Here is a 24,631-nt window from a genome sequence, read left to right on the forward strand (position 1 = left end):
GGCCAGGGCCTACCGCCGGATCAGTGTCCCGCCGGCAGCCCATTTGCGTGTCTCGCTGTGCTGCCGGATCGTCCTGCGTGATCCGGGGAGCAACTCCATGTCGCAGCAGTTCCATCCAACGCAAGACCCTTTCGCTCGCACGTCGGAGGCATTCCTCGCCGTCGCCGTCGCCGTCGCCGACAAGCTGGCCGCAGCCACCGCGAAAGCGAAGCCGAACCATGACGTGCAACCCGAACCCGCCAAGCTTTTCCTGATGGTCGGGCTCCCCGGCGCTGGAAAGACCACCCGGGCCGAAGAACTCGCCGCGGCGCACCGCGCGCTGCGGCTGACCCCGGACGAGTGGATGCTCTCCCTGTTCGACGGGTCGCAGCCCGACGGCAAGCGCGACATGCTGGAGGGACGGCTCATCGCACTAGCCCTGCAAGCGCTGCACCTGGGCACCAACGTCGTGCTCGACTTCGGGCTCTGGAGCCGCGACGAACGGTCGGCACTGCGCTGGCTGGCAACATCGGCCAGGGCAGCCTGCCAAGTCATCTACCTGCCCATCGACAAGGACGTCCAACGCGCCCGGATCGCACACCGCCAGACCACCGCACCGCACACGACATTTCCGATGAGCGAGGCGGACATCGACACATGGCGAAAGCAGTTCCAGGCGCCAGATGCCGCCGAACTCGGCGGCGGCGACATCCCCGGTCCGCCACTGGGGTGGCTGACCTGGCCGCAGTGGGCCGCAGACCGATGGCCCTCGCTTGCACACGGCAACGCCTCCGAGGCGCGGAGGCGACATCGGCCAGCGGCCGAGTGACGGATCCGTCGGTGCAATCGGCAAGAGTGTGTCCACGCCTCGGCGAAACCCAGATCAACTACTCCGGCTTGAGATTTGGCAACAACCCTCTAAGGACGTACGACGGCTCTCCCGGGACCTCCGGCCACCGGAGCGGGCGGCGGGGCGCAGGCGGGGCGGGTGCGGGCGGCGTACGAGCGGGCGGACAGGAGCAGACCGTAACCCAGTCCGGCGAACGCGAGCCCGCCGAACAGGATCATCCAGGTCAGCCCCGCGCGGGTGAACCCGTCAGGTGACGCGGCCGAGGGCAGCACGCCGAGGGCGCGCAGCGACGCGTACACCACCAGCACCGAGCCGTACGCCGCCAGCCCCGCCCCGACCGCCCAGGCCGGGACGAGCGGCAGCATCCGCGGCACCCGCAGCCCGGCCACCAGCGGCGTCCACCGGGGGAAGACCGTTCCCCAGCGGTGCAGCAGGCCGAGCGTCAGCACGACGGCGAGCAGCGCGGCGAGCACGGTGACGTCGACGCCCACCGACGCGAGCGCCCGGGCCGCGCCGGGCGCGCCCGCGTTCGCGGCGTGCCACCTCTCGGCCGTGACGCCGAGCGCGTCCCCGCCCAGGGTCCAGATCGTCTTCACCCCGGCCCACGGCAGGACCCCGCACAGCAGCAGGGCGGCCGCAGTCCGGGTGCGGCGGGTCGAGGTGGACGGGCCGGGGTGGGTGAGAGGGCCGCCGCCGGCGTAAGGATGGGTCCGGCCGCAGCGGGCGCACCTGCCCCGCAGGCGGCGCAGACCGGTCGTCAGGCCGTGCGCCAGGACGGCGGCGCCGGCGGCGTCGAGCAGCACGCAGGCCAGGCCGGTGGCGCTCTCCACGCCCGCACCGGACAGCAGCGTGACCAGGTGCACCGGCAGGCTGAGCGCCCCGGCGGCGAACACGGGCAGCGCCGCCGCGAGTACGGCCGTCGCCGCCACCCTGACGCGGTGGCGGAGCGGGCGGGTCACGGCCGCGCAGGCGACGGCGGCCACGAGGGCGAACGCGGCGAGCAGGAACTGCGCGGCCGGCGGGTAGGCGACCTCGGGGGTCAGCGGCACGGTCGTGCCGGTGACCGCCCAGGCGCTCTGGACCGCCGCGTACAAGACGCCCCACGCCACGGCGGCGCGGGGCACGGGGGCCGGGGGTCGGGGTGTCACGGAGGCTCCTCGGAGACGGGTGCGGCGGCGTTCACGATCACACACGCGTACGTCCCGGCCCTCGTCACCTCGCGAGGGGAGCCCGCTCCCCCGCCCAGGGGAGATCACCGCGGCATGCGCGCCGCCAGCCCGTCGAAGATCAGATCCAGCCCGTACCGGAAGCGCGTCTCGCCGTCGTCCTCCACCAGCGCCTTCGCGTGCTCGCTCAAATGCGGGTACCGCTCCGGCGGCAGCGACCCGAAGTACTCCTCGATGTGCGACACCCACGTGTGGAAGAACTCCTCCGGGCTCGACGCTCCCACCGCCTTCATCCGGGAGAAGTGCAGCGACCCCTCGAAGGCGTCCGCGCAGACGTAGAGGACGATCCGGTCAAAGGCCAGCGAGGCGTCGCGCGGCGACATGCCGGCGTCGATGAGCAGCCCGAACATGTACTCGGCGACCCGTATCGCGTTCGGCCCGGTGGGGACGCCGGCCAGCGCCGCGCGGGCCACGTCGGCGTGGGCGAGGATGACGCGGTGCATCTCCAGCGCGCACCGGCGCAGCAGGGGCTGCCAGCGGGCGGGGTCGTACTCCGGCAGCACGACCTCGCCGAGCACCCGGTCGTAGATCAGCTCCAGCAGCTCCTCCTTGGCCGCCACGTGCGCGTACAGCGAGGCGGGGCCGGTGCCGAGCTCCTGCGCCACCCGCCGCATGCTGAGCGCGTCGAGCCCCTCCGAGTCGAGGATGCGCAGCCCGGTCTCCACGATCAGCTCCCGGCTGAGCTGGAGTCTCGGCTGCGGCTGCTTGCGGGCCTTGCGCCAGGGCGGCACAGGGACGTCCGGGCGGTCATCGTCGCTGTTCCGGCTTCGCATACGAACACTGTACTTGACACGAACACTGTTCGCCCATAGAACAGTGCTCGTTGACGAACGGTGTTCGTAGATCCGAACGGTGTTAGAAGGAGTCCCCCCATGACCGTCACCACCTCGGAGGCCACCACCGGCTTCCAGCCGCACCGCTGGCGCTGGCCCGCCCTCGCCGTCATCCTCGCCGCCGAGGTCATGGACATGCTCGACGCCCTCATCACCACCATCGCCGCCCCCACCATCCGCCAGGACCTCGGCGGCGAGGAGAGCCTCGTGCAGTGGCTGGGCGCCGCCTACACGCTGGCCATGGCCATCGGCCTGATCACCGGCGGGCGGCTCGGCGACCTGGTGGGCCGCAGGCGGATGTTCCTGATCGGCGCCGCCGGGTTCACGGTCATGTCGCTGCTGTGCGGCCTGTCGACGAGTCCCGAGCTGCTCATCGCGGGCCGGGCGTTGCAGGGCCTGTTGGGGGCGGTGATGCTGCCGCAGGGGCTCGGCATGATCAAGGAGATGTTCCCGCCGGAGGAGATGGGCAAGGCGTTCGGCGCGTTCGGCCCCGTGATGACGATCTCGTCGGTGGGCGGGCCCATCCTGGGCGGATGGCTGGTCGACGCGGACCTGTTCGGCGCCGGCTGGCGCATGATCTTCCTGATCAACCTGCCCCTCGGGCTGGCCGCGGTGGTGGCCGGGATGAGGTACCTGCCGGAGATCAGGCTCACCAGCGCCACCAGGCTGGACCTCGTGGGCGTGCTGCTCGTGTCCGTGGCCGCGTTCCTGCTGATCTACCCGCTCATCCAGGGCCCCGAGCTGGACTGGCCGGCCTGGACCTTCGTCTCGATGGCGGGCTCCGCCGTGATGTTCGCCGTCTTCGGCGTGTTCGAGTCGCGCCGGGCCAGGAGCGGCAAGGACCCGCTGGTCACGCCGAGCCTGTTCCGCAAGCGGGCCTTCAGCGGCGGCCTGGCCGCCGGGCTGGCGTTCTTCTCCGGGATCATGGGCTTCGCCCTCGTCCTGACTCTCTTCACCCAGGTGGGCCTCCACTACGGCCCGCTCAAGGCCGGGCTCACCGCCCTGCCGCAGGCGCTCGGCGCGGTGGCCGGCTTCGGCCTGGCCATGTCGGGGCTGCAGGAGCGGCTCGGCCGGGGCCTGCTGCAGATCGGCGCCGTCGTCATGGCCGCCGGAGCCGCTGTGCTGGCCGTGACCGTGCACCTCACCGGCCTGGACCTCTCGCCGTGGCAGCTCGCCCCCGGCCTCGCCGTCGCCGGCGTCGGGATGGGCATGGTCATGGCGCCGTTCTTCGACATCGTGCTCGCCGGCGTGGACAACCACGAGTCCGGCTCCGCCTCGGGCACGCTGACGGCCGTGCAGCAGCTCGGGGGCGCGCTCGGCACCGCCGTCCTGGGCACGTTCTTCTTCCACCTGCTCAAGAGCCAGTGGGGCTTCGGGCCGGCGATGGAGGCCACGGTGTGGGCCGAGGTGGGCCTGCTCGGGCTCACGCTGGCGCTGTCGTTCCTCCTCCCGCGCCGCGCTCTTCCCGGCGGGCCGGGCCACTGACGCCCGCCCGTCCGTCCGGGGACATGGCCTTTCCGGGGCCCGCGGGCTTCGACATCAGGCTCAGGACGTGTGGCTCTCCACCCAGTGACCCAGGTCACGGCCCTCCAGCGCGGCCGCCATCAGCTCGGGGAACGCGTCGGGCGTGCACGCGAAGGCGGGCACACCCAGCGCCGCGAGGGCGGCGGCGCTGTCGTGGTCGTACGACGGCGCCCCCTCGTCCGACAGCGCCAGCAGGACGACCACCTGCACTCCGGCCTGGCTCATCGCGGCGACCCGGCGCAGCATCTCGTCCCGGGCGCCGCCCTCGTACAGGTCGCTGACCAGCACGAAGATCGAGCCGGCCGGCCGGGTGATGAGCCCCTGGGCGTACGCCACAGCCCGGTTGATGTCGGTGCCGCCGCCGAGCTGCGTGCCGAACAGCAGCTCCACCGGGTCGTCCAGCCGGTCCGTCAGATCGACCACGGCGGTGTCGAACACGACCAGCGACGTCCGCAGCGACCGCATCGACGCCAGCACCGCCCCGAACACGCTCGCGTACACCACCGAGGCCGCCATCGAGCCGCTCTGGTCGACGCAGAGCACCACCTCACGCCGCACCGCCCGCTGCCGCCGGGCGTGTCCCACCAGCCGCGACGGCACGACCGTGCGGTGCTCGGGCAGGTAGTGGGAGAGGTTCGCCCGGATCGTCCGGTCCCAGTCGATGTCGGCGGCCCGGCGCGGCCGGTAGGTCCGGGCGGAGCGGTCGAGCGCGCCGGTGACGGCCGCCTTGGTCTTCCGGGCCAGCCTGCGTTCGAGCTCTCCCACCACCTTGCGGACCACGGCGCGGGCCGACTCGCGCGCCCGGTCGGGCATGATCCGGTTCAGCGCGAGGAGCGTGCCGACGAGGTGCACGTCGGGCTCGACGGCCTCCAGCATCTCGGGTTCGAGGAGGAGCCGGGTGAGGTCCAGCCGCTCGATGGCGTCCCTCTGCATCACCTGGACCACCGTGGAGGGGAAGTACGTACGGATGTCGCCCAGCCAGCGGGCGACACGGGGCGCGGAGGCGCCGAGGCCGCCGTCGCGCTCGTACACGGCGGCCAGCGCGGTGTCCATCGCCGCGTCGGCCCCCTCCAGCGCCACGCCGGTGCCGTCAGCTCCCCCACCACCCAGAACCATGCGCCATCTGCGCATCCGCTCATCCATGCCCGCTCCCGGTCCCGCTCCCGACACGACTGCCTCCGGTACCGCCGCCTCCAGCTCCTCCAGTGCCGTCTCCTTCGGTGCCGTCTCCTCCGGTGCCGCCTCTGTCGAGGTCGCCTCGTCCGGTGCCGCTTCGCCCGATGATCGTCAGCACGGTGGCGACCGCAGGCGCCGCCCGCCGCTCGTCCACGTCCCGCTCCGTCCGCCGCTCATGCCGCCCGGCGGACCGGACCCGCTCCCCGATCGCCCGTCTCTCCGGTACGGCGAAGCCGCCGAACGTGCGGCGCAGCAACGGCAGCACGCCGGTGAACTGGTCGCCGGACAGCCCGGTCAGCCACCCGTCCACGAGCTCCAGCAGCCGGGCGTCGTGCACCAGCAGCAGCCCACCACCCGCCAGGAACCCCTCGACCCAGGCGGCCGCCCTGGCCGGCGGGTGCCCGCTCGACATCGCCCTGGACATCCGCTCGGCGGCGTCGTCCAGCTCACCGGCGTCGAGCAGGATGCGGGTGAGCCGCCCCTCGATCAGCCCGTGCAGGCCGGGCCGCTCGCTCAGACTGCGCAACGTCCGCAACCAGCGCCCCCGCACACCTGGCGTCCCTGCGTCACCGCTGCGGTCACCCGAGGCCGCGCCGCCCGGTGGTGCGTCCGGGGCTTCGAGGAGGGCGACCACCGCGTGCACCGCGTCGATGTGGCCGAGCAACGCGGCCGCCGCCTCGTCGTCCAGTCCCGTCACCGCCGCCGGCAGCCCGACGCGTACCCGGTCCAGCATCGACCGGACGATGACCGCCAGCCCCTCGGCCGGAGTGCCCCGCACGTCGCCGTAGCGGTGCGCGCGGGCCATCGCCGGCAGGGCCGCCATCAGGCGGGTGACGTCGATGTCGAGAGCGGCCCTGGCCGAGAGGGCGGCCAGCACCTCCGGCAGTGCGTCCGGCAACTCGGCCAGCAGGCACCGCTCCACCAGATCCGCCAGATCGGCCAACGACACCACCACCCCGGAACCGGCCCCGGAACCGGCCCCCGAGCCGGAACCCGGCCGTGAGCCGGACCCAGGTCCCGGGCCACCCCCGGACGCCGACCAGCCCCCCGGAGACGCGCCGCCGCCCGAAGCCAGGTCACGGGCACGCTGCGTGGCCGCCTCCGCCACCGTGACACCGAGCGCGGCGCTCTCGATCAGCGTGACGTCGAACTCGGGCCGCCACCGCAGCCTCCACGTCTCCTTGAACGTCCCCTTCCCCCGCGACTCCCCCGGCGTGCCCCAGCCGACGCCGAGCAGCCGCAGCCGGTGCAGCAGGTGGCTGCGTTCGAGGTCGAGGGGCTTGCGCAGGTCGAGGGTCACGTCCCGGTCGATCGCCTCGGGCTTGAACCGCAGCCGCCGCTGCTGGTCACGAAGGTCGCGCTGAAGGGGCACCATGGGCGTGTGGTCGGTGACATGGCCGAGGCGGTCCCCCACGACCATGCGCCGCTGGATCAGCTCGACGGCCGGCTCGTCGCCCTCGCACAACACGGCCCGGACGGCCTCGGTGACCTCGCCGAGTCCGGCCAGGGGGCGTCCGCGCAGCGTGGCGAGGCCGTGGGCGAGCCGCGTCGCCTCGATGACGTGCGCGGATGACACCGGAAGGCCCTCGTCACGGAGCACCCCGGCCGCCGCGGCCAGCCACCGCTCGACGGGCCGGTCGGGCGCGGCGAACAGATGGTCGTACCAGCCCGGCGACCCGATGCCCGCGCCGTAGCCGCTCCACCAGGCCAGCCGCCCGTACGTCCACGGCACCCACGTCAGCTCGACCTTCGCCTTGGGCAGGCCGCGCAGCAGCGCGTCGTCGGCCTTCACCGGCGGCAGCGGCCCGGTCAGGGCCGGGACGTGCCAGGCGCCGCAGACGACGGCGATCCGCTGGTGCCCCTCCTTGAGCGCGGCCCGGAGGATCCGGCGCATGTACGCCTCGCGGCGGGCTTCCCGCTGGTCGGGCACGTATCCCTCGCGGACGGCGGCCATCGCCTCGGCGATCGCCTCGAACGGGGTGTCGCCGCGATGCTCGACGACGTCCTCCCACCAGCGCTCCGGATCGTCGTACCCGGCGGCGAAGGCGAGCGTCGCGATGGGATCCACCCGCACCTCCACGGGCGTGGCGCCGGCGTCCCCCGGCACGGCCGGGACCGTGCCGGGAGCCGGGTCGACGAGCGAGTGCGCGGCCGGGAGGTCGCAGAAGCGTACGGGAACGCCGTGGGCCGTGCCGTACAGGATGGCCTGCCACTCGGGCGAGAACCGCGCGAACGGCCAGAACGCCGCGCTCGACGGCGCGCCCGGGACATGCGCCAGCAACGCCACCGGCGGCTCCAGCTCAGGGGCCAGGGCCACGAGCGGGTCGGCCTCCGGCGGCCCCTCGACGAGGATCGCGTCGGGCCGCAGCCGCCGCAGCTCCTCTCGCACGGCCCTCGCCGACCCGGGCCCGTGGTGGCGCACCCCCAGGACCGAGACAGTCATCGCATCTCCTCGAACGTGGAGCCCCCGCGCCGTCGGACGCGGGAGCGGTGCGGGAACGGCCGTCGACGACGAGACGCCGCCGTCAGAACAGGTCACCGTCGGAATCACGTGCGCTCAGCACAGGCCCCGGCCAGAACACGTCCCGGTCAGAACAGGTTCCGGGCAGAAGCCGTCCCGGCCAGAACAGGTCCCGGTCGGAACCCGCCTCAGTCGGAAGAGCTCGCGGTCAGGAGACGTCACGGCAGGCCCGGTAGAAGTCCTGCCAGCCCGGCCGCTCGCGGACGACCGTCTCCAGGTACTCGCGCCACACCACCCGGTCCGACACCGGCTCCTGCACCACGGCCCCCACCATCCCCGCCGCCACGTCGGCCGGCCGCAGCACCCCGTCGCCGAAGTGCGCGGCCAGCGCGATGCCGCTGGTGAGCACCGAGATGGCCTCGGCCGTGGACAGGGTTGCGCTGGGCGACTTGACCCTGGTGCGGCCGTCCTCGGTGACACCCGCACGCAGCTCCCTGAACACCGTCACCACGCGCCGGATCTCCTCCAGCCCCGTCGAGGTGCCCGGCAGCTCCAGTGACCTGCCGAGCTGGTCGACCCGCCGCGAGACGATGTCGACCTCCTCCTCGGCGGTGGCCGGGACGGGCAGCACGACCGTGTTGAAGCGGCGGCGCAACGCGCTGGACAGGTCATTGACGCCCTTGTCGCGGTCGTTGGCGGTGGCGATGAGGTTGAACCCGCGCCTTGCCTGCACCTCGTGCCCCAGCTCGGGGATGGGCAACGTCTTCTCCGACAGCGCGGTGATGAGGGCGTCCTGCACGTCGGACGGCATGCGGGTGAGCTCCTCGACCCGGACCACGCGGCCCTCGGCCATGGCCCGCATCACCGGCGACGGGGTCAGCGCCTCGATCGACGGGCCCTCGGCCAGCAGCCTCGCGTAGTTCCAGCCGTAACGAACGGCCTCCTCGGCGGTGCCGGCCGTGCCCTGGACGAGCAGCGTGGAGTCGCCGCTGATGGCGGCGGCCAGGTGCTCCGACAGCCAGGTCTTGGCCGTGCCGGGCACGCCGAGCAGCAGCAGCGCGCGGTCGGTGGCGAGCGTGGCGACGGCCACCTCCACGATGCGGCGGGCTCCCACGTACTTGGGCGTGATGCGGTCGCCGTCGCCGAGGACGTAGGTGGTGACCGCCCACGGAGACAGCTTCCAGCCGGGCGGTCGGGGCCGGTCGTCCTCCTTGGCGAGCAGGTGCAACTCCTCGGCGTACTGGTCCTCCGCGTGAGGGCGCAGAACGCCTGCGTCGTTCGGCACGCCCGCGTCGCCGCCCGTGCGGGCTCCGCTCACCGGGCTGAGGTCGTTCACGAAAGCTCCTCCATCATGTCGGCGCGGAACCGCAGCATGGCGGCCACCTGCTGCACCGCCGGCTCGGTCGAGTAACGCGCGGCCAGATCGGCCAGCGCGGGCGCGACCCGCTCGCCGGCCAGCTTGACCAGCTCGCCGAGGTTCCAGGGCTGGGTGCCGGCCACTTTGACGATCTTCGCGAGTACGGCCGTGGCCAGCTCCTCGCGCCAATCCGGCGACACGCCGCCCAGCACCATGATCAACTGGCTGTCCAGATCATGCTCGCGGACGAACGCGGCGGCGAGCACCTGCTGCTCGCCGGGCGGCAGCACGGTCAGCAGGTCGGCGATCGGGTCCCAGGCGAACATCGCCCGCGCCCACGCCGGATCGCGCTGCAGCAGGGCGGCCCGGACCCAGGCGGTCTTCACCTCGGCGTCCCAGTCGGGGATCCGCAGGGCCAGCAGCGGCGCCGGGTCGGGACCCCAGATCTCCAGCGGCGCGCGGGCGATGACCTGCTGCAACCACCAGGCCCGCTCACCGATGCCCCGGGGCGGCTTGACCTTGACGCCGTCGCGCTCCATCGCCCGGTCGCACTCCTTCGGAGGCTCCACGCGCATCACGCCTCCGGCGATGGTGAAGCAGGCACGGGCCCGCTCGGCCATCCGCCGGGACAGGGCGGAGCCGGGCAGCCGGGCCAGCAGGTTCGCGGCCTGCTGGCGGACCTCGCGGCGCCGGTCGTCGAGCACCCGTTCAAGGAACGGCTCGTCCCCGATGGACAGCTCCTCGGCCAGCACGGTCACGAACTCCGCCCGGTCGTCCGGCGTCTCGCTCTCCCACGTGCTCTCCAGCAGTTGCCGCGCGGCCCCGGGATCGTCCACCCTGAGCCGCCGCACGTACGCGCGGCGGTCGGCGGGGCTTCCCAGGTCCCATGTCTCGCCGGTCGGCTCTTCCAGCAGGTAGGCCCAGGCCGGATTGAGCCCGGCCAGCCACCGGCCGCGCCGCCCGGCGAGCACGCCGAGGTGCGCGCGGATGGAGCGGTCGCGGCGGCCGCGTTCGAGCAGCTCCGGCAGCACGTACGGGGGCACCCGGCGTCCGGTCGCCGCCGCGGCGGCCAGCCACTCGGGCAGCAGCCGCTCGTACTCGCCCCCGAGAATCCGCACCAGCCGCCCGGCCGCCACCCCGCCGACGGCCGCCTGCCCCTCCCGCGGCGCCATCCGCCCGTCCCCGGATACCTCCTGCCGAGGGGGGATGTGATCCGCGCCGGTGCCAGGGGTGGTCTCGCCCGAGGGGGCGAAATCGGGGCCCGCGCCGGAGGTCTGCTCGCTCGCGAGGGTGAGGCGGCGCCCGGCGCGCCGCCGGGCGACCTCCACGGCGGCGTCCGCCAGCAGATCCCCCTGGTACGGCCTGCGGTGGGTGCCCACCAGGGCCGTGGAGGCGAGGTCGTCCCAGCTCACAGGATCACCACCGTCCCGTCGTCAGCCCACGTCGTCAGGGGGCGCAGCCCGTACGGCGTCCACTCGGCGGCGACCGTGACGGGGTGGCCTCCGGAGACGGCCATCAGCCGCCACGGGTCGTACGCGCTCCGGTGCAACGGGAATCCGCCGAGACGGGTACGCCCGGGAACGACCCCGGCCAGGACGAGGGGCCAGGAGTCGGTCCAGGGGTCGGCGGCGAGGGCGGCGGCCACCTCGTCCATCGCCTCCTCCGGCGTCACCCCGGGCGGCGCGCCCATGAGCGCCGCGGGCCCAGTCGTGGCGGGCACGGCCGCCGTCGGCCGCATGGTCGTCGCAGGCGCGGGCGGTGCGGGCGCGGGCGGTGCGGGCGCGGGCGGTGCGGGCGGGGATGGTGGTGCGGCGTGCCGGGTGGTCAGGAGGGCGCGGAGCGGGGCGGCGCCCGGGTAGAAGACCAGGTCGGCGTGCACGGTGGTGCCGGTGACCAGCGAGGCGTCCAGGGCGTGGCCCTGCGGGGCGAACGACAACACCAGCGCGGGCCGGCCCGTGCCGCGGCCCCGCAGCCACAGCCGGCGGGACGTCAGCCGTTCCTGCACCTCGTCGCGCTGCCCCAGGACGTCCCAGCTGTCCCGTACAGTCGGGCCGGCCAGCACCTCCTCGCGCGTCACCTGGAACCCGACCCGCGACAGCACCGTCTGCACCAGCGGGGCCGGCAGGTGGGCGCGGCGGCGGTAGGCCACGGCCAGCAGATCGATCAGGGCGTACTCCTCCAGCAGCCGCTCCGGCCAGTCGTCCGCCGCGCGGGCCGCCCGCAGGCGGGACACGGTGCCCGCCATCCCCGGCGCCTGGGCGTCCACGAGCCGCTTGGCCAGGTCGTCCCAGTCGCCGTCGCCGGCCGCGGCCAGGCCCTGGCGGATCTGGTCGGCCAGCCAGCGCTCCAGCTCGGCGAGCCCGGCGGTCACGCGGGCATGCCGGGCGGACTCCGCCGCCGTGCCACGCCCGCCTCCCCGGCCCGCGGCAGCCTCCATCCCTCGCGGCGCCTCCCCCGGTCCTGCCACCGGCGCGACGTCCGAGGTGGGGCGAGTGGCGCGGTCGGCGAGCCAGTCGGCGGCCCACCCCGGCGCGGCTCCGGCGGCGGGCACCTCGCCGGCCGCCCAGAGCAGCAGCAGCCCGAGCGCGTGCTTGCACGGGAGCTTCCGGCTCGGACAGCCGCACCGGTAGGCGGGCTCCGCGAGGTCGACACACGTCCGGTACGGCTTCGCCCCGCTCCCCGCGCACTCGCCGAACACCACGGCGGCACCGTCCGCGACGACCCCGAGGAGCGGCCACGCGGCAGCCTTCGCCACACCCTGGGCGGCCTTGCGGGACGGCGCGTCGGGGGCGAGGGCGAGCACCTGGTCGCGGCTCCACCGTTCGATCACCTAGGGCACACTAGCCACTCGGACCGACATTTCCAGCCCCGCCTGACAACGCCGTCAGGAGCGAGATCATAGACTCGCCCCGTGGAGCTGACGATCTATCCCGACGGCCCGTCGACCGAGGTGGCGGACGAGGCGGAGGCCCTGGCCAGCGGGCTGTCCGGGCAGCTCGTCCTCGACGGCACCCGGTTCCTGCGCCGCGACGTCCACGGGGCCCCCGTCCGGTTCGAGGAGCGCCCTCCCATCGCCCGCGCGCTCGACCTGCTGCCCCACCCCGAGGGCGGCTGGTTCCGCGAGACCTGGCGCTCGCCGGTGTCGTTCCGGCCGGACGGCTATCCCGGCCCGCGCGCCAGCGCCACGGGCATCTACTTCCTGCTCCAGCCCGGCGAGCAGTCGGTCCCGCACCGCGTACGGTCCGACGAGGTGTGGCTCTGGCACCGGGGCGGGCCGCTCACGCTCACCGTCGGCGACGAGACGGTCGTGCTCGGCCCGCTGGTGGAGGAGGGACAGGTGCCGCAGGTCGTGGTCCCGGGAGGGGCCTGGCAGGCGGCGCGCCCCGCCGGCGACGAGGCCGTGCTGGTGAGCTGTGTGGTCTCGCCTGGCTTCGACTTCCAGGACTTCACGGCCGACTGAACGTTCCAGGCTTCACGGCCGACCGGACGTTTCAGGCCTCACGGCCGACCGGAACGGCCGGGAGCGACAGGAAGCGGGTGCTTTGTCGGGACTTGACCCGTCCTCTACTCCCACCGGACCGTAGCCGTCCCCCGCGCGGGAAGGCCATCCGTCATGGGGCGACTCCCCACGTACCGGCCGATGCTCGCCCAGCTCGGCCGCCTGCCGCCACCCGCGCAGCACGACCTGTGGTCGGCGGAGATGAAGTGGGACGGCGTGCGCGGCCTGGCGTACGTCGAGGCGGGGGCGCTGCGCCTCATGTCGCGCAACGGGCACGATGTCACGCCGGCCTATCCGGAGCTGTACCCCATGGCCGGGGCCGTGGGCGGCCGCGACGTGGTGCTCGACGGCGAGATCGTGGCGTTCGACGACAGCGGCCTGCCCAGCTTCGGCGCGCTGGCGGCGCGGATGCACCAGCGGCGGCCCATGAGGATCGCCGAGCTGGTCAGGACCGTCCCCGTCACGTACATGATCTTCGATGTGCTGCACGTCGACGACCGCAGCGCCATCCGCCTGCCGTACGACGAGCGCCGGGAGCTGCTGGAGGGTCTGGTGCGGCCGGGGTTCCGGTGGCAGACGCCGGTGGCGTTCCTCGGCGACCCGCGGGCGGCGCTGGACGCCAGTCACCGCCTCGGCCTGGAGGGCGTGGTCGTCAAGCGGCGCGACTCGCCGTACCGTCCGGGCGGGCGGGGCCCGGAGTGGACGAAGGTGAAGAACTTCTCCCATCTGGAAGTGGTCATCGGCGGGTGGAAGCCGGGCGCGGGGCGGCGTGCCGGCGGGATCGGGTCGCTGCTGCTCGGCGCGTACGACCCGGGCGGGCGGCTGATGTACGTGGGGCACGTCGGGACCGGGTTCACCGACGCCATGCTGGTCGCGCTGCGTGAGGACCTGACGCCGCTGGAGCGGCCCTCGTCACCGTTCGGGCAGCCGGTGCCGCGCGAGTACGCCCGCGACGCCCGCTGGGTGGAGCCGCGGCTGGTCGGCGAGGTGCGGTACGCGGACGTGACCGGCGACGGGCGGCTGCGTCACCCCTCGTGGCGCGGCCTGCGCCCGGACCGCTCGCCGGAGGAGGTGCGGACGGACGGCCTCGCCGCCGAGCGAGAGCGGGGCGCCGCGAGCTGATCCCCGGGGAGCGACGAGGAGGAGCGTTCAGGTGGAGGGCGCGGCGGGGGCCCGGTAGGCCAGGGTCTGGCTGTAGACGACGTTGGTCGTGGTGCTCCCGAACTGGGCGAGCTCGTCCACGATGCGCTCCAGGTGTCCCATGGAGACGGCCGCCACCTTGAGCGTGTAGCAGTCGTCCCCGGTGGTGCGCAGGCATTCGAGGATCTCCCGGCGCTCGCCGAGCAGCCGGTGCAGCGGCTCGTGCCGGTTGCCCGGGTACTTGAGCCGGACCATCGCCAGCACCGCGAAGCCCACCTTGGCCAGGTCGATCTCGGCCCGGTAGCCCGTGATGACGCCCGCCGCCTCCAACCGCCGTACCCGCTCGGTGGTGGCCGAGGCGCTGAGGTTGACGCGCCGGGCCAGCTCGGTCAGAGGGACGCGGCCGTCCCGCTGGAGCTCGGCGATGATCGCCCAGTCGGTCGCGTCGACATTCTCTGCCATGGGCCCAAACTACCGGGAGATCCACGGCCGTCCAGCCCTCATAGCGTGAGGATTGCCTTCCGGATCGGCTGTGAGGGTGGATAGCGTTGGACGGGTGCGGATAGGTGTGAATGTTCCGAATTTCGGCCCCGGGACCGACCCCGGCACGCTGCGCCGGTGGGCGCGGACCGTCGAGGGTCTCGGCTTCGACCTGCTGATGGTCTCCGACCACGTCGTGGTGACGCCCGACGTGGCCGAGCAGTACCCGGCGCCGTTCTACGAGCCGTTCACCACGTTGTCGTGGCTGGCCGGCGTCACGGACCGGATCGGCCTGGGCACGACCGTGCTCATCGTCCCGTACCGTCATCCGCTGCTGGTGGCCCGCATGGCCGCCAACCTGCAGCAGCTCAGCGGCGGACGGCTGGTGCTGGGCGTGGGCGTCGGGTGGGCCCGGCAGGAGTTCGAGGCGCTGGGCGTGCCGTTCGAGCGGCGCGGCGCGCTGACCGAGGAGCACCTGCTGGCCATGCGCGCCGCGTGGGAGAACGAGGACGACTACCGCGCGGGACGCATCCCGCTGTGGGTGGGCGGCAACAGCGACGCCGGCATCCGCCGGGCCGCGCGGCTGGGCGACGCCTGGCACCCGCTGCGGCGCACGGTGCCCTGGATGCGCGAGGCGGCGGTCCGGCTGGCCGCCGCGGCCGAGGAGCTGGGGCGTCCCGTGCCGGCCATGGTCCCGCGCATCGTGCTGCGGCTGACCGACGCCCCGGTCACGGGCCCGGACCGGCTCGCCGGCGAGGGCACGCTCGACCAGGTCCTCGGCGACCTGGAGGAGCTGCGGCTGCTCGGCGTGGAGACGGTGGTGCTGGACCCGTTCGGCGAGGACCCGGCGGAGACGCTGTACCCCGAGGCGGCCTGGCGGGCGCTCGCCGCTGTGGCCGCCGCTCGTAAGATCAATCCCGATGTACGGACGGAGTCCCCATGACACACGACGACGAACGGTTCCTGCTGCGGGCCATCGAGCTGGCCGCCGAGGCCCGTGAGGGCGGCGACCCGCCGTTCGGCTCGCTGCTGGTGGGCCCGGACGGCGACGTGCTGGTCGAGGAGCGCAACTCGACGGTGACGGGCGGCGACATCACCGCCCATCCCGAGTTGAAGCTGGCCCGCTGGGCGGCCCGCGAGCTGACGCCCGAGGCGGCGGCGGCCACCACGATGTACACGAGCTGCCAGCCGTGCGGCATGTGCACGGGCGCGATCGAGCGCTCGTTCCTCGGCCGCGTCGTGTTCGCGCTGTCCACCGAGCAGCTCACCGGTCTGAAGCCGCCGGCCACGGCCGCTGGTCCCCGCCTGGAGGGACCCGCGCTTTACGAGAAGGCGCAGGTCCCGGTGCAGGGCTACTACGTCTGAGACGTCACGACACCCGGGCCGGCAGGCGGGACTCCAGCCAGGGGCGCAGGACCGGCAGGACGGCGCCCGGCTGCATGGCGCCGGTGTGGTCGAGGCCGTCCAGCACCCGCACCTCCCACCCGAGCGACTCCATCTCGTCCCGCCGTCCGGTGAACGGGCCGGCGATGTCCACGATGACGCCGCCCCACCGCTCGTCGTACTGGATCACGTCGGCGGAGCCGGCGAAGCACAGCCGGGGGCAGGTGACCCGCGACTGCACGGCCAGGTCGTCGAACCCGCGCAGTTCCTCGTACAGGGTGACGAACTGCTGCGTCTGGCCGGGCGTCATCGTCACCTTCACCTTGGACCAGTCGCCCGGCTCCCCTGGCTCACCGTCCGGCTCCTCGGGGGCCGGGTCGGTCGCCATCGTGTGGGTGGCGGTGGTGACGGCCAGCATCGCCGCGTACGGGCCGCCGATCGGCGGGTAGCCGCCCATGACGAGCGCCGACAGCCGGTCGGTGCGGACGGCGAGCTGGAGGCCGCTGAGCGCGAGCCAGGAGTAGCCGTAGTACGCGAACCGGTCGGCCCCGGCGGCGTCGGCCACGGCCAGCACGTCGGCGGCCACGTTGGCGGGGGTGAGCGTGTCCGGCTTGGGCTGGGCCAGGACATGGCCCTCGTAGTCGAACGCGACGACCGTGAAGCGGTCCGCCAGTCCGTCGATGAGGGTGCGGCCCAGCGCGGGGTCCGCGCCCCACTTGCGCATCTCCTCCGCCTGCGGGCCCTCGACGGGACGGGGGTTCACGGGCAGGAGCACGGCGGGGCCGTCCCCCTCGATCTCGACGTCGATCTCGGCTCCGTCGTGGAGTGTCACCCGGGTGGTCATCCGGTTCACCTCTGATTCCTTATGGCATAAAGAGTTACCCGACAGAGGATAGCTTATGGCGTAAGGAAAAACATGAACCGGCGGGAGGGTACCTAACTCCCGGCCTGCTCCCGGTCCTTGCCGGCGGTGTGCCCGCGCTGGAACGTCGCGTACAGCCACCACAGCGACGGCACCAGCAGCACCGCCCCGACGGCCAGGGCGCCGAGGCTGGCCGCCAGCACCGTCCCGGTGGCCGCCGCCTCCCGCAGCGTCACGCCCGGCAGCAGCACCGGGTACTGCCCCACGCCCCACCCCCACAGCAGCCCCACCACGGCCAGCGCGCCGGTGATCCGTACCGCCAGATAGCGGCGCAGCCACAGCAGCGGCAGCGACGCCACCCCGGCCACCACCGACAGCACCAGGAACGGCAGCGCCCGGCCGGAGGTCAGCTCGGCGAACAGGCGCGGCGCGTCGGCGTGCAGCACCAGCAGCCCCGCCGCCGACAGCACGCCCACGACCAGGCCGGCCACCAGGGCCCGGCGCCGGAACTCCTCCGCCAGGTCCTTCTGCCCGGTGCGCTCGGCGTCGCGGGTCAGGTAGCACGCGGCCAGGTACGCGGCGGTGCCGACGGCCAGTGCGCCCGCCACCAGCGACGTCGGGTTCGCCCAGCTCGTCACCAGGTCGCCCTTGGCGATGCCCGGCGGCACCCGGCCGGAGGCGATGGCGCCCGCCACCGTTCCCAGGAAGAACGGCGTGACGACGGACGAGAACGCGAACGTCGCCCCGAACAGCCGCTGCTGCCACAGCTCCGTGGACGCCTTGCGGAAGGCGAAGGCCGCGCCCCGGGCGATGATGCCGAGCGCCGCGAGCGTCAACGGGATGTACAGGGTGGAGGCGACGGCCGCGAACACCGACGGGACGCCCGTCCACATCAGCACGAGCACGAAGATCAGCCAGACGTGGTTGGCCTCCCAGACGGGACCGATGGAGTGCTCCACCAGCTCCCGGCTGCGGCGTCCCGTGGCGGCCCCGCCGGCCAGCAGGTCCCACACGCCGCCGCCGAAGTCGGCTCCGGCGAACAGCACGTACGCGGTCAGCCCGATCCACAGCACCGCGAGCATGATCTCCGGCAGCGGCATGGTCAGACGACCTTGTAGCCGGAGACGTCGGGCTCCTGCGGCGCGACGGGCACCGGCACGTCGCGCGCCAGCCGCCGCAGCACGTACACGGTGGCGACGGTCAGCGCCACGTACACCACCGTGACCAGGACGAAGCCGTACACCAGGCCGGGCGCCGGGTTCACGGCGGCGGCGGTGCGCAGCACGCGGAAGACGATCCAGGGCTGCCGCCCCACCTCGGTGACGACCCAGCCGGCCTCCAGCGCCAGCACCGCCGCCACCCCCGACAGCGCCGCGGCGCGCGCGAACCACACCGTGCGCGGCGGCTCACGCCGCCTCCACCAGGACACGGCCAGCCACGCGGCGAGCAGCAGCAGCGCCATGCCCATGCCCACCATGATCTGGAACGCCCAGTGGACGATGTTGACGGGCGGCCGGTCGCCGGGCGGGACCACGTTCAGGCCCTGGATGGCGGCGCCGGGATCCCAGTGGGCGAGCAGCGACAGCCCGTACGGGATCTCCAGGGCGTACCTGAGCTCGCCGTCGACGGCGATCCCGCCCAGGTGCAGCGGCACCCCGCGCCCCGACGCGAAGACCCCCTCCATGGCGGCCAGCTTGACGGGCTGGTTGTCGGCCACGAAGTGCGCCGCCCAGTCGCCCACGCCGATCTGGAACGGCGTGACGATCCCCGCCACGGTCAGCGGCAGCAGCAGGCCGACCCGGTGGTAGCGGTCATGCCGTCCGCGCAGCATGGCCACGGCGTACACGCTCGCCATGCCATACCCGGCGACCATGAACGCGGCCAGGATCATGTGCACGGTCTGCGGCGGCGTCGCCGGGTTGAACATCGCCGCCCACGGGTTCACCGCCACCACCCGGCCGTCGCGCAGGAGGAATCCGGTCGGCTGCTGCATCCAGGCGTTCGCGGTGACGACGAAGAACGCGCTGGCCACACCCGCGATGACGATCGGCACGCCGGACAGCATGTGCGCGACGGGCGGCATCCGGTCCCAGGCGTACAGGTAGATGCCCAGGAAGATCGCCTCGATGAAGAACGCGATGCCCTCCAGCGAGAACGGCAGCCCGATGACCTCGCCGTACGTTCCCATCATCCCCGGCCACAGCAGGCCCATCTCGAACGACAGGATGGTGCCGGAGACGGCGCCCACGGCGAACAGCACGCCCATGGCCCGCGCCCACCGCCGGGCCAGCAGCCGGTAGTGGACGTCACCGGTGCGGTGCCCCCGCCACTCGGCCAGCAGGGTGATCGCCGGCATGCCCACGCCGAAGCAGGCGAGGATGATGTGCCAGCCCAGGGAGAGCGCCATCTGCATCCGCGCGGCCCCCAGATCGGCCGAACTCGCGGCGGCCTCCTTCAGGGCCGTCCCGGCGGCATCGCTCACGGTGGTGAGAAGGGGAGCGACCATGTGTCATCTCCTGCTGGGAAGGGACCGGCCCCGGACACTCTGATCCCTATCCCGCCAGCGACCTGCGACACCGTCATGCTGCGGTTTTTGCCGTCCCCCCGCGCCCCGCTGACGGAGCGAGCCCCGTCAGCCGGGGCGGCGGAGGGTGCGGCGCACGGCCAGGCCGCCGAAGGCCACCGACGCAGTTGCCGAACGAGGAGTCGGCCCCCGCCCGGAACACCGAGAAATTTCGCTGTTATTGCGCCATAGCTGTATTTCGGTCCTTACCATAATCGGCGGCGGTGATCACCGGTGAGAGTCTCCGGTGCCGACACCGCAGGGAGTCCCACGTGCGAAAGATCGCAGTCACCACTGCCACCACCCTGGCCGTCCTCGTTCCGCTCGCCGGAGCGGCCGCCGCCCCGGCCGCCGCCGAGCCCGCGGCCGACCGGTCCAAGGTCGTCGTCATCGGCCACCGCGGCGCGGCGGGTCACCGCCCCGAGCACACGCAGGGCGGATACGAGCTGGCCGTGGCCATGGGCGCCGACTGGATCGAGCCCGACCTGGTGCCGACCAAGGACCACGTCCTGGTCGTCAGGCACGAGAACGAGATCTCCGGCACCACCGACGTGTCGCTGCACCCCGAGTTCGCCGCGCGCAGGACCACCAAGGTCGTCGACGGGCGCGACGTGACCGGGTGGTTCACCGAGGACTTCACGCTGGCCGAGCTGAAGACGCTGCGCGCGGTCGAGCGGCTGCCGGCGATCCGCCAGCGCAACACCGTCTACAACGGCTACTACCAGGTGCTCACGTTCCAGGAGGTGCTCGACCTGGCCAAGCGGCTCTCCCGCCAGTACGGCCGGCAGGTCGGCGTCTTCCCCGAGACCAAGCATCCGACGTACTTCAGGTCGATCGGGCTGCCGCTGGAGGAGCCGCTGATCGAGACCGTCAAGCGCAACGGGCTCGACCGGCCGAACAGCCCGGTGGTGGTGCAGTCGTTCGAGCCGTCCAGCCTGAAGCGGGTGGCCAAGGAGCTGCGCGTGCCGTTGTGGCAGGCGCTCGGCACCACGGGCCGGCCGTACGACCTGACGGCGGCCGGGGACCCGACGACGTACGCGGACATGATGAAGCCCGAGGGGCTGGCGAAGATCGCCCAGTACGCCCGGTGGATCGGGCCGGACAAGTCGTCGGCGATCCCGGTCAACCCGGACGGCGGCTGGGGCACCCCGACGACGCTGGTGTCGGACGCGCACAAGGCTGGGCTCAAGATCGGCGTGTACACGTTCCGCAGCGAGAACCAGTACCTGCCCCTGCAACTGCGCCGCGGTCAGGCGCCGACCGACCACGGCGACGCGCTGGCGGAGTACCGCGCCCACCTGAACCTCGGCGTGGACGCCTTCGTCACCGACTACCCCGACGCCGCCGTCCTGGCGAAGTCCGAGCGCGGCAAGCCGAACAAGCTCGTGCAGCCGCAGCAGTTCGACAACGGCCTGCCGGACGAGGGCCGGGAGTAGCCGGCCAAGGGGCCGCCTTCCCCGTGGAGGCGGCCTCCTCGCGCGGCGTCCTGGCGGGTCACCGGCCCGTGATGAAGGCGAGCAGGTCGTCGTTGAGCTGGTCCCGGTGGCTGACGAACAGGCCGTGGCCGGCGGTGGGGTACTCGTGGTAGACGGCGCCGGGGATGAGCTTGGCGGTGCGGCGGCCGGTGACGTCGATCGGGGCGGAGAAGTCCGCGGCGCCGTGGACGACCAGCGTCGGGACGTTGATCTCCGGCAGGGTGGCCCGGTGGTCGAAGTTGACCACGTTCCGCTGGCTCTCGCGCACCGCCCACGGCGAGACCTCCAGGCACTGACGCATGGTGAACTCGACCTGCGCCGGGGAGACGTCGTTGCCCAGGTGGGTGGCGAAGAACGCCTGAGCCTGCCGGGCCAGCCACTTGGGCCGGTCGGCGTCGAGCGAGGCGATCGACGCGTCCAGGATGGCGCCGGGGATTCCCTCGGGGTGGTCGTCGGTCTGCCGCATGAACGGCAGCATGGCGGAGACGAGGGCGATCCGCGCGATCCGCTCGTCGCCGTGCCGGTGCAGGTACCGGGCGATCTCGGCGCCGCCCATCGAGTGGCCCACCAAGGTCACTTCGCGCAGGTCGAGACGCTCGATCAGCACGGCGAGATCGTCGGCCGCAGTGTCCATGTCGTAACCGGTGCTGGGCCGGTCGGAGCGGCCGTGCCCGCGCCGGTCCAGGGCGATGCAGCGGTAGCCGCGCTCCACGAAGTACGGGATCTGGTACTCCCACATGTCGGAGCAGAGCATCGCACTGGCGACGAACACGATCGGCCGGCCCTGGCCGTAGTCCTCGTAGGCCAGCCTGGTCCCGTCGTTCGTCTCGAAGAACATCTCATTGCCCCCAATGTCTGGTGTGGGTGGTTCTGCGGTGCTGATGGGTAAAGTCTCGCGTGGCGGAGGTAGCGCTGCCAATTACGTCCCAGGTAAGTGACCTTGGTGGATTCTCGAACCGAGCCCGCGAACGCGGACCCGCGGGGGTCCGCCTTGGGTTTTCTGCGGCGGGATGATTGTCTGGCCGTAGGAACTTTGAGGAGGGCACCGGTGACCCGTCAGATCGTCTCCGTCGTGGGTGGCAAGGACGCCGCCAGCGCGAGCACGTACCAGTCGACCAACCCCGCGCGCACCGGCGAGGTCGTGGCGAGCGTCGGGATGGCCGACGCCGACACGTTCGCCGCCGCCTGCCGGACCGCCAAGGAGGCGCAGCGCGAGTGGGCCAAGGTCCCCGCGCCGGTGCGCGGGCGGGTGATCGCGTCCATCGGGCGGCTGGTCGAGGCCAACGCCGAGAGCCTGGCCCGGCTGGTCACCGAGGAGATCGGCAAGCCGTACGCCGAGGCGCTGGGCGAGGTGCGGGAGATCGTCGACACGTGCGACTTCTTCCTCGGCGAGGGCCGCCGGCTGTACGGACAGACCGTGCCGTCGGAGATGCCGGACAAGAACCTGTTCACCTTCCGCAACCCGGTGGGCGTGGCGGCGGTGATCACCGCGGGCAACTTCCCGGTCGCCGTGCCGTCCTGGTACCTGGTGCCGGCGCTGCTGTGCGGCAACGCCGTGGTGTGGAAGCCGGCCGAGTACGCGGCCGCGTCCGGGCATGCCCTGTACCGGCTGTTCGCCGCGTCCGGCCTGCCCGACGGGGTGCTCAACGTGGTGTTCGCCGACGGCGCCGAGACGTTCGGCGGGCTGGAGCGGGCGCTGGAGGAGGGGACGGTGCAGAAGGTCGGGTTCACCGGCTCCAGCGAGGTCGGGCGCAAGGTGGGCGAGCTCACCGGGCGCCACCTGCAGTCGGCGTGCCTGGAGCTGGGCGGCAAGAACCCGATGGTGATCATGCCGGACGCCGAGCTGGATCTCGCGGTCGAGGGCGCCCTGTTCTCCGGGTTCGGCACGGCCGGCCAGCGCTGCACCAGCCTCGGCACGGTGATCGTGCACGAGAGCGTCCACGACGAGTTCGTGGAGCGGTTCGCCGCGGCGGTGCGGGAGGCCAGGATCGGCGAGCCGGACCAGGACGTGCTGGCGGGCCCGCTCCTCGACCAGAAGTTCGCCGACCGGTACGAGGAGTACCTGACCTGGATCCAGCCCCACCATCGGGTCGTCACCGGCGAGACCGGACGGATCACCCCGGACAGCGCGCGTCAGGACTTCACCGGCGAGGGCGGGCTGTACTACCACCCGGTCGTGGTCGACGGGGTGCGGCCGGAGGACCGGCTGTTCCTGGAGGAGACGTTCGGCCCGATCGTCGGCGTGACGACGTTCCGGACCCTGGACGAGGCGATCGAGCTGGCGAACCTGCCCGGTTACGGCCTGTCCAGCTCCATCTACACGACCGACGCCCGGCACGCGTTCCGCTTCCGCGAGGGCGTCTCGGCGGGCATGGTCAGCGTCAACAACTCCACGTCCGGGGCGGAGGCGCACCTGCCGTTCGGCGGCAACGGCAAGTCCGGCAACGGCAGCCGCCAGTCGGGCATGTGGGTGCTGGAGCAGTTCACCCGCTGGCAGGCGATGAACTGGGACCACTCGGGCCGCCTGCAGAAGGCCCAGATGGACGTCGCCGACATCACCCCCGACCTGGACTTCCGCCTCTAGGCCGCCGGCGGAGGATCCTCCCGCGAGAGGAAGCCGGGAAGAAAGCCACTCCGCCGCGGGCGTCGGCCTGCGCGGCGGAGTGGCTCCGTGTCACGATGGGCGGTGCCCCGATTACCGTACGGCGTCGAGAGGCGACGGTGCGCAGTCGGACAACGCGGGAACGCGGGCCCCATCGGGGGTGCCCGCGTTCCCTGAGATCAGCGTCGTGCCACCGGTCAGACGAGGCCGGCCTTCTCCAGCGCCGCGCAGCAGGTGTTCACCAGCAGGCGGGTGACCACGTACGGGTCGATGTTGGCGTTGGGGCGACGGTCCTCGATGTAGCCCTTCTTGTCCACCTCGACCTGCCACGGGATGCGGACGGAGGCGCCGCGGTTGGACACGCCGTAGCTGTACTTGTTCCACGGGGCGGTCTCGTGGTGGCCGGTCAGGCGCAGCTCGATGTCGGCGCCGTACTGGGAGACGTGCTCCATCGGCTTGTCGCCCTCGCCGAGCGACTCGCACGCGACGATGATCGCGTCGTAGTTCTCGCGCATCGCCTTGGTGGAGAAGTTGGTGTGCGCGCCGGCGCCGTTCCAGTCGCCGCGAGCGGGCTTGGCGTCGAGGGTGGCCTCCACGCCGAACTCCTCGGCCGTCCGGTAGAGCAGGTAACGGGCGACCCACAGGTGGTCGGCCACCTCGACGGGGCCCGCCGGGCCGACCTGGAACTCCCACTGGCCGGGCATGACCTCGGCGTTGATGCCGGAGATCGCGAGGCCGGCGGCCAGGCAGCGGTCGAGGTGCAGCTCGACGATCTCGCGGCCGAACACGGCCTCGGCGCCGACGCCGCAGTAGTAGTGGCCCTGCGGGGCGGGGAAGCCACCCTCGGGGAAGCCGAGCGGGCGGCTGCCCTTGAAGAAGGTGTACTCCTGCTCGATGCCGAACCAGGACTCCTGGCCGGCGTACTGCTCGGCGATGGGACGCAGCAGGGCGCGGGTGTTGCTCTTGTGCGGGGTGCCGTCGATCTCCTCGACCTCGCACAGGACGAGGATGTGGTCACCGCCGCGGATCGGGTCCGGGTAGGTGGACACCGGGCGCAGCACCCGGTCGGAGGAGTGACCCACGGCCTGGTTGGTGCTGGAGCCGTCGAATCCCCACACGGGCGGCTCGGCGCCATCGGCAAGGATCTTCGTCTTCGAGCGCAGCAGGGCGGTGGGCTCGGTGCCGTCGATCCAGATGTACTCAGCCTTGTAGCTCACGAAC

The 24,631-nt window shown here is 72.9% G+C and carries 21 protein-coding genes; 8 read left to right on the top strand and 13 right to left on the bottom strand.

The genetic code is table 11. The features are described from left to right. The first annotated feature begins 97 nt into the window (after window positions 1-97). Entirely contained in the window at window positions 98-808 is a 711-nt protein-coding gene (locus MTP10_RS37775; RefSeq protein WP_310716180.1) for an ATP-binding protein, read from the top strand. A gap of 89 nt (window positions 809-897) precedes the next feature. Here MTP10_RS37775 and MTP10_RS37780 read toward each other — a convergent pair whose 3' ends face one another. Both MTP10_RS37780 and MTP10_RS37785 read right to left on the bottom strand, forming a co-directional pair. Then, window positions 898-1,977 (bottom strand): hypothetical protein, encoded by a 1,080-nt coding sequence (locus MTP10_RS37780; RefSeq protein WP_310716182.1) that lies wholly within the window; start codon window positions 1,975-1,977, stop codon window positions 898-900. Between the two features lie 104 nt (window positions 1,978-2,081). Next, entirely contained in the window at window positions 2,082-2,828 is a 747-nt protein-coding gene (locus tag MTP10_RS37785; protein WP_310716184.1) for a TetR/AcrR family transcriptional regulator C-terminal domain-containing protein, read from the bottom strand. Window positions 2,829-2,927: 99 nt separating this feature from the next. On the opposite strand from MTP10_RS37785, the gene MTP10_RS37790 reads away from it, so the two are divergent. Continuing rightward, a complete protein-coding gene (locus MTP10_RS37790) occupies window positions 2,928-4,373 on the top strand; it encodes a DHA2 family efflux MFS transporter permease subunit (protein WP_310716187.1) in 1,446 nt (481 codons plus the stop codon). A 60-nt stretch (window positions 4,374-4,433) separates the two neighbouring features. On the opposite strand, the gene MTP10_RS37795 is transcribed toward MTP10_RS37790, so the two are convergent. The 5 genes from MTP10_RS37795 to MTP10_RS37815 form a co-directional block, all read right to left on the bottom strand. Continuing rightward, window positions 4,434-5,555, bottom strand: coding sequence for a VWA domain-containing protein (locus MTP10_RS37795; RefSeq protein ID WP_310716189.1), 1,122 nt, complete (start codon window positions 5,553-5,555; stop codon window positions 4,434-4,436). Further along, a complete protein-coding gene (locus tag MTP10_RS37800; RefSeq protein ID WP_310716191.1) occupies window positions 5,548-8,031 on the bottom strand; it encodes a DUF5682 family protein in 2,484 nt (827 codons plus the stop codon). Before MTP10_RS37800 ends, MTP10_RS37795 begins: the two co-directional genes overlap by 8 nt. A 226-nt stretch (window positions 8,032-8,257) precedes the next feature. Then, a complete protein-coding gene (locus MTP10_RS37805; RefSeq protein ID WP_310716242.1) occupies window positions 8,258-9,334 on the bottom strand; it encodes an AAA family ATPase in 1,077 nt (358 codons plus the stop codon). Between the two features lie 47 nt (window positions 9,335-9,381). Next, a complete protein-coding gene (locus tag MTP10_RS37810; protein WP_310716193.1) occupies window positions 9,382-10,818 on the bottom strand; it encodes a DUF5691 domain-containing protein in 1,437 nt (478 codons plus the stop codon). After that, the gene (locus MTP10_RS37815) at window positions 10,815-12,236 is read right to left on the bottom strand and encodes an SWIM zinc finger family protein (RefSeq protein WP_310716194.1); all 1,422 of its coding nucleotides are present in this window, start codon (window positions 12,234-12,236) and stop codon (window positions 10,815-10,817) included. Before MTP10_RS37815 ends, MTP10_RS37810 begins: the two co-directional genes overlap by 4 nt. A gap of 81 nt (window positions 12,237-12,317) precedes the next feature. On the opposite strand from MTP10_RS37815, the gene MTP10_RS37820 reads away from it, so the two are divergent. After that, a complete protein-coding gene (locus MTP10_RS37820; protein WP_310716195.1) occupies window positions 12,318-12,866 on the top strand; it encodes a cupin domain-containing protein in 549 nt (182 codons plus the stop codon). Between the two features lie 153 nt (window positions 12,867-13,019). Continuing rightward, entirely contained in the window at window positions 13,020-14,027 is a 1,008-nt protein-coding gene (ligD, locus tag MTP10_RS37825) for a non-homologous end-joining DNA ligase (RefSeq protein WP_310716197.1), read from the top strand. Window positions 14,028-14,054: 27 nt separating this feature from the next. Here ligD and MTP10_RS37830 read toward each other — a convergent pair whose 3' ends face one another. Further along, a complete protein-coding gene (locus MTP10_RS37830; protein ID WP_310716199.1) occupies window positions 14,055-14,507 on the bottom strand; it encodes an Lrp/AsnC family transcriptional regulator in 453 nt (150 codons plus the stop codon). 106 nt (window positions 14,508-14,613) lie between these two features. On the opposite strand from MTP10_RS37830, the gene MTP10_RS37835 reads away from it, so the two are divergent. Both MTP10_RS37835 and MTP10_RS37840 read left to right on the top strand, forming a co-directional pair. Further along, window positions 14,614-15,468, top strand: coding sequence for an LLM class flavin-dependent oxidoreductase (locus tag MTP10_RS37835; protein WP_310716201.1), 855 nt, complete (start codon window positions 14,614-14,616; stop codon window positions 15,466-15,468). After that, window positions 15,465-15,890: a nucleoside deaminase gene (locus MTP10_RS37840; RefSeq protein ID WP_310716203.1), complete on the top strand. Its 426-nt coding sequence runs from the start codon at window positions 15,465-15,467 to the stop codon at window positions 15,888-15,890. Before MTP10_RS37835 ends, MTP10_RS37840 begins: the two co-directional genes overlap by 4 nt. 4 nt (window positions 15,891-15,894) lie before the next feature. Here the strand turns inward: MTP10_RS37840 and MTP10_RS37845 are convergent, their stop codons facing one another. The 3 genes from MTP10_RS37845 to MTP10_RS37855 form a co-directional block, all read right to left on the bottom strand. Further along, a complete protein-coding gene (locus tag MTP10_RS37845; RefSeq protein ID WP_310716205.1) occupies window positions 15,895-16,752 on the bottom strand; it encodes an alpha/beta fold hydrolase in 858 nt (285 codons plus the stop codon). A gap of 92 nt (window positions 16,753-16,844) precedes the next feature. Next, window positions 16,845-17,870 carry a cytochrome d ubiquinol oxidase subunit II gene (locus tag MTP10_RS37850; RefSeq protein ID WP_310716207.1) on the bottom strand — a complete coding sequence of 342 codons (1,026 nt, stop codon included), beginning with the start codon at window positions 17,868-17,870 and terminating at the stop codon, window positions 16,845-16,847. Between the two features lie 2 nt (window positions 17,871-17,872). Then, window positions 17,873-19,276 (bottom strand): cytochrome ubiquinol oxidase subunit I, encoded by a 1,404-nt coding sequence (locus MTP10_RS37855; protein WP_310716208.1) that lies wholly within the window; start codon window positions 19,274-19,276, stop codon window positions 17,873-17,875. 329 nt (window positions 19,277-19,605) lie between these two features. Between MTP10_RS37855 and MTP10_RS37860 the strand changes: the two genes are divergently transcribed. Continuing rightward, window positions 19,606-20,769 (top strand): glycerophosphodiester phosphodiesterase, encoded by a 1,164-nt coding sequence (locus MTP10_RS37860; protein WP_310716210.1) that lies wholly within the window; start codon window positions 19,606-19,608, stop codon window positions 20,767-20,769. A 58-nt stretch (window positions 20,770-20,827) separates the two neighbouring features. Here MTP10_RS37860 and MTP10_RS37865 read toward each other — a convergent pair whose 3' ends face one another. Next, entirely contained in the window at window positions 20,828-21,646 is an 819-nt protein-coding gene (locus MTP10_RS37865) for an alpha/beta hydrolase (protein ID WP_310716213.1), read from the bottom strand. 210 nt (window positions 21,647-21,856) lie between these two features. On the opposite strand from MTP10_RS37865, the gene MTP10_RS37870 reads away from it, so the two are divergent. Then, on the top strand, window positions 21,857-23,392 hold the full coding sequence (locus tag MTP10_RS37870; protein WP_310716215.1) for an aldehyde dehydrogenase family protein: 1,536 nt from the start codon (window positions 21,857-21,859) through the stop codon (window positions 23,390-23,392). 215 nt (window positions 23,393-23,607) lie between these two features. On the opposite strand, the gene glnII is transcribed toward MTP10_RS37870, so the two are convergent. Further along, a complete protein-coding gene (gene glnII, locus MTP10_RS37875) occupies window positions 23,608-24,627 on the bottom strand; it encodes a glutamine synthetase (RefSeq protein ID WP_310716216.1) in 1,020 nt (339 codons plus the stop codon). Window positions 24,628-24,631: the final 4 nt, after the last annotated feature.

Source organism: Nonomuraea sp. 3-1Str, assembly GCF_031570565.1.
GTDB lineage: Bacteria > Actinomycetota > Actinomycetes > Streptosporangiales > Streptosporangiaceae > Nonomuraea.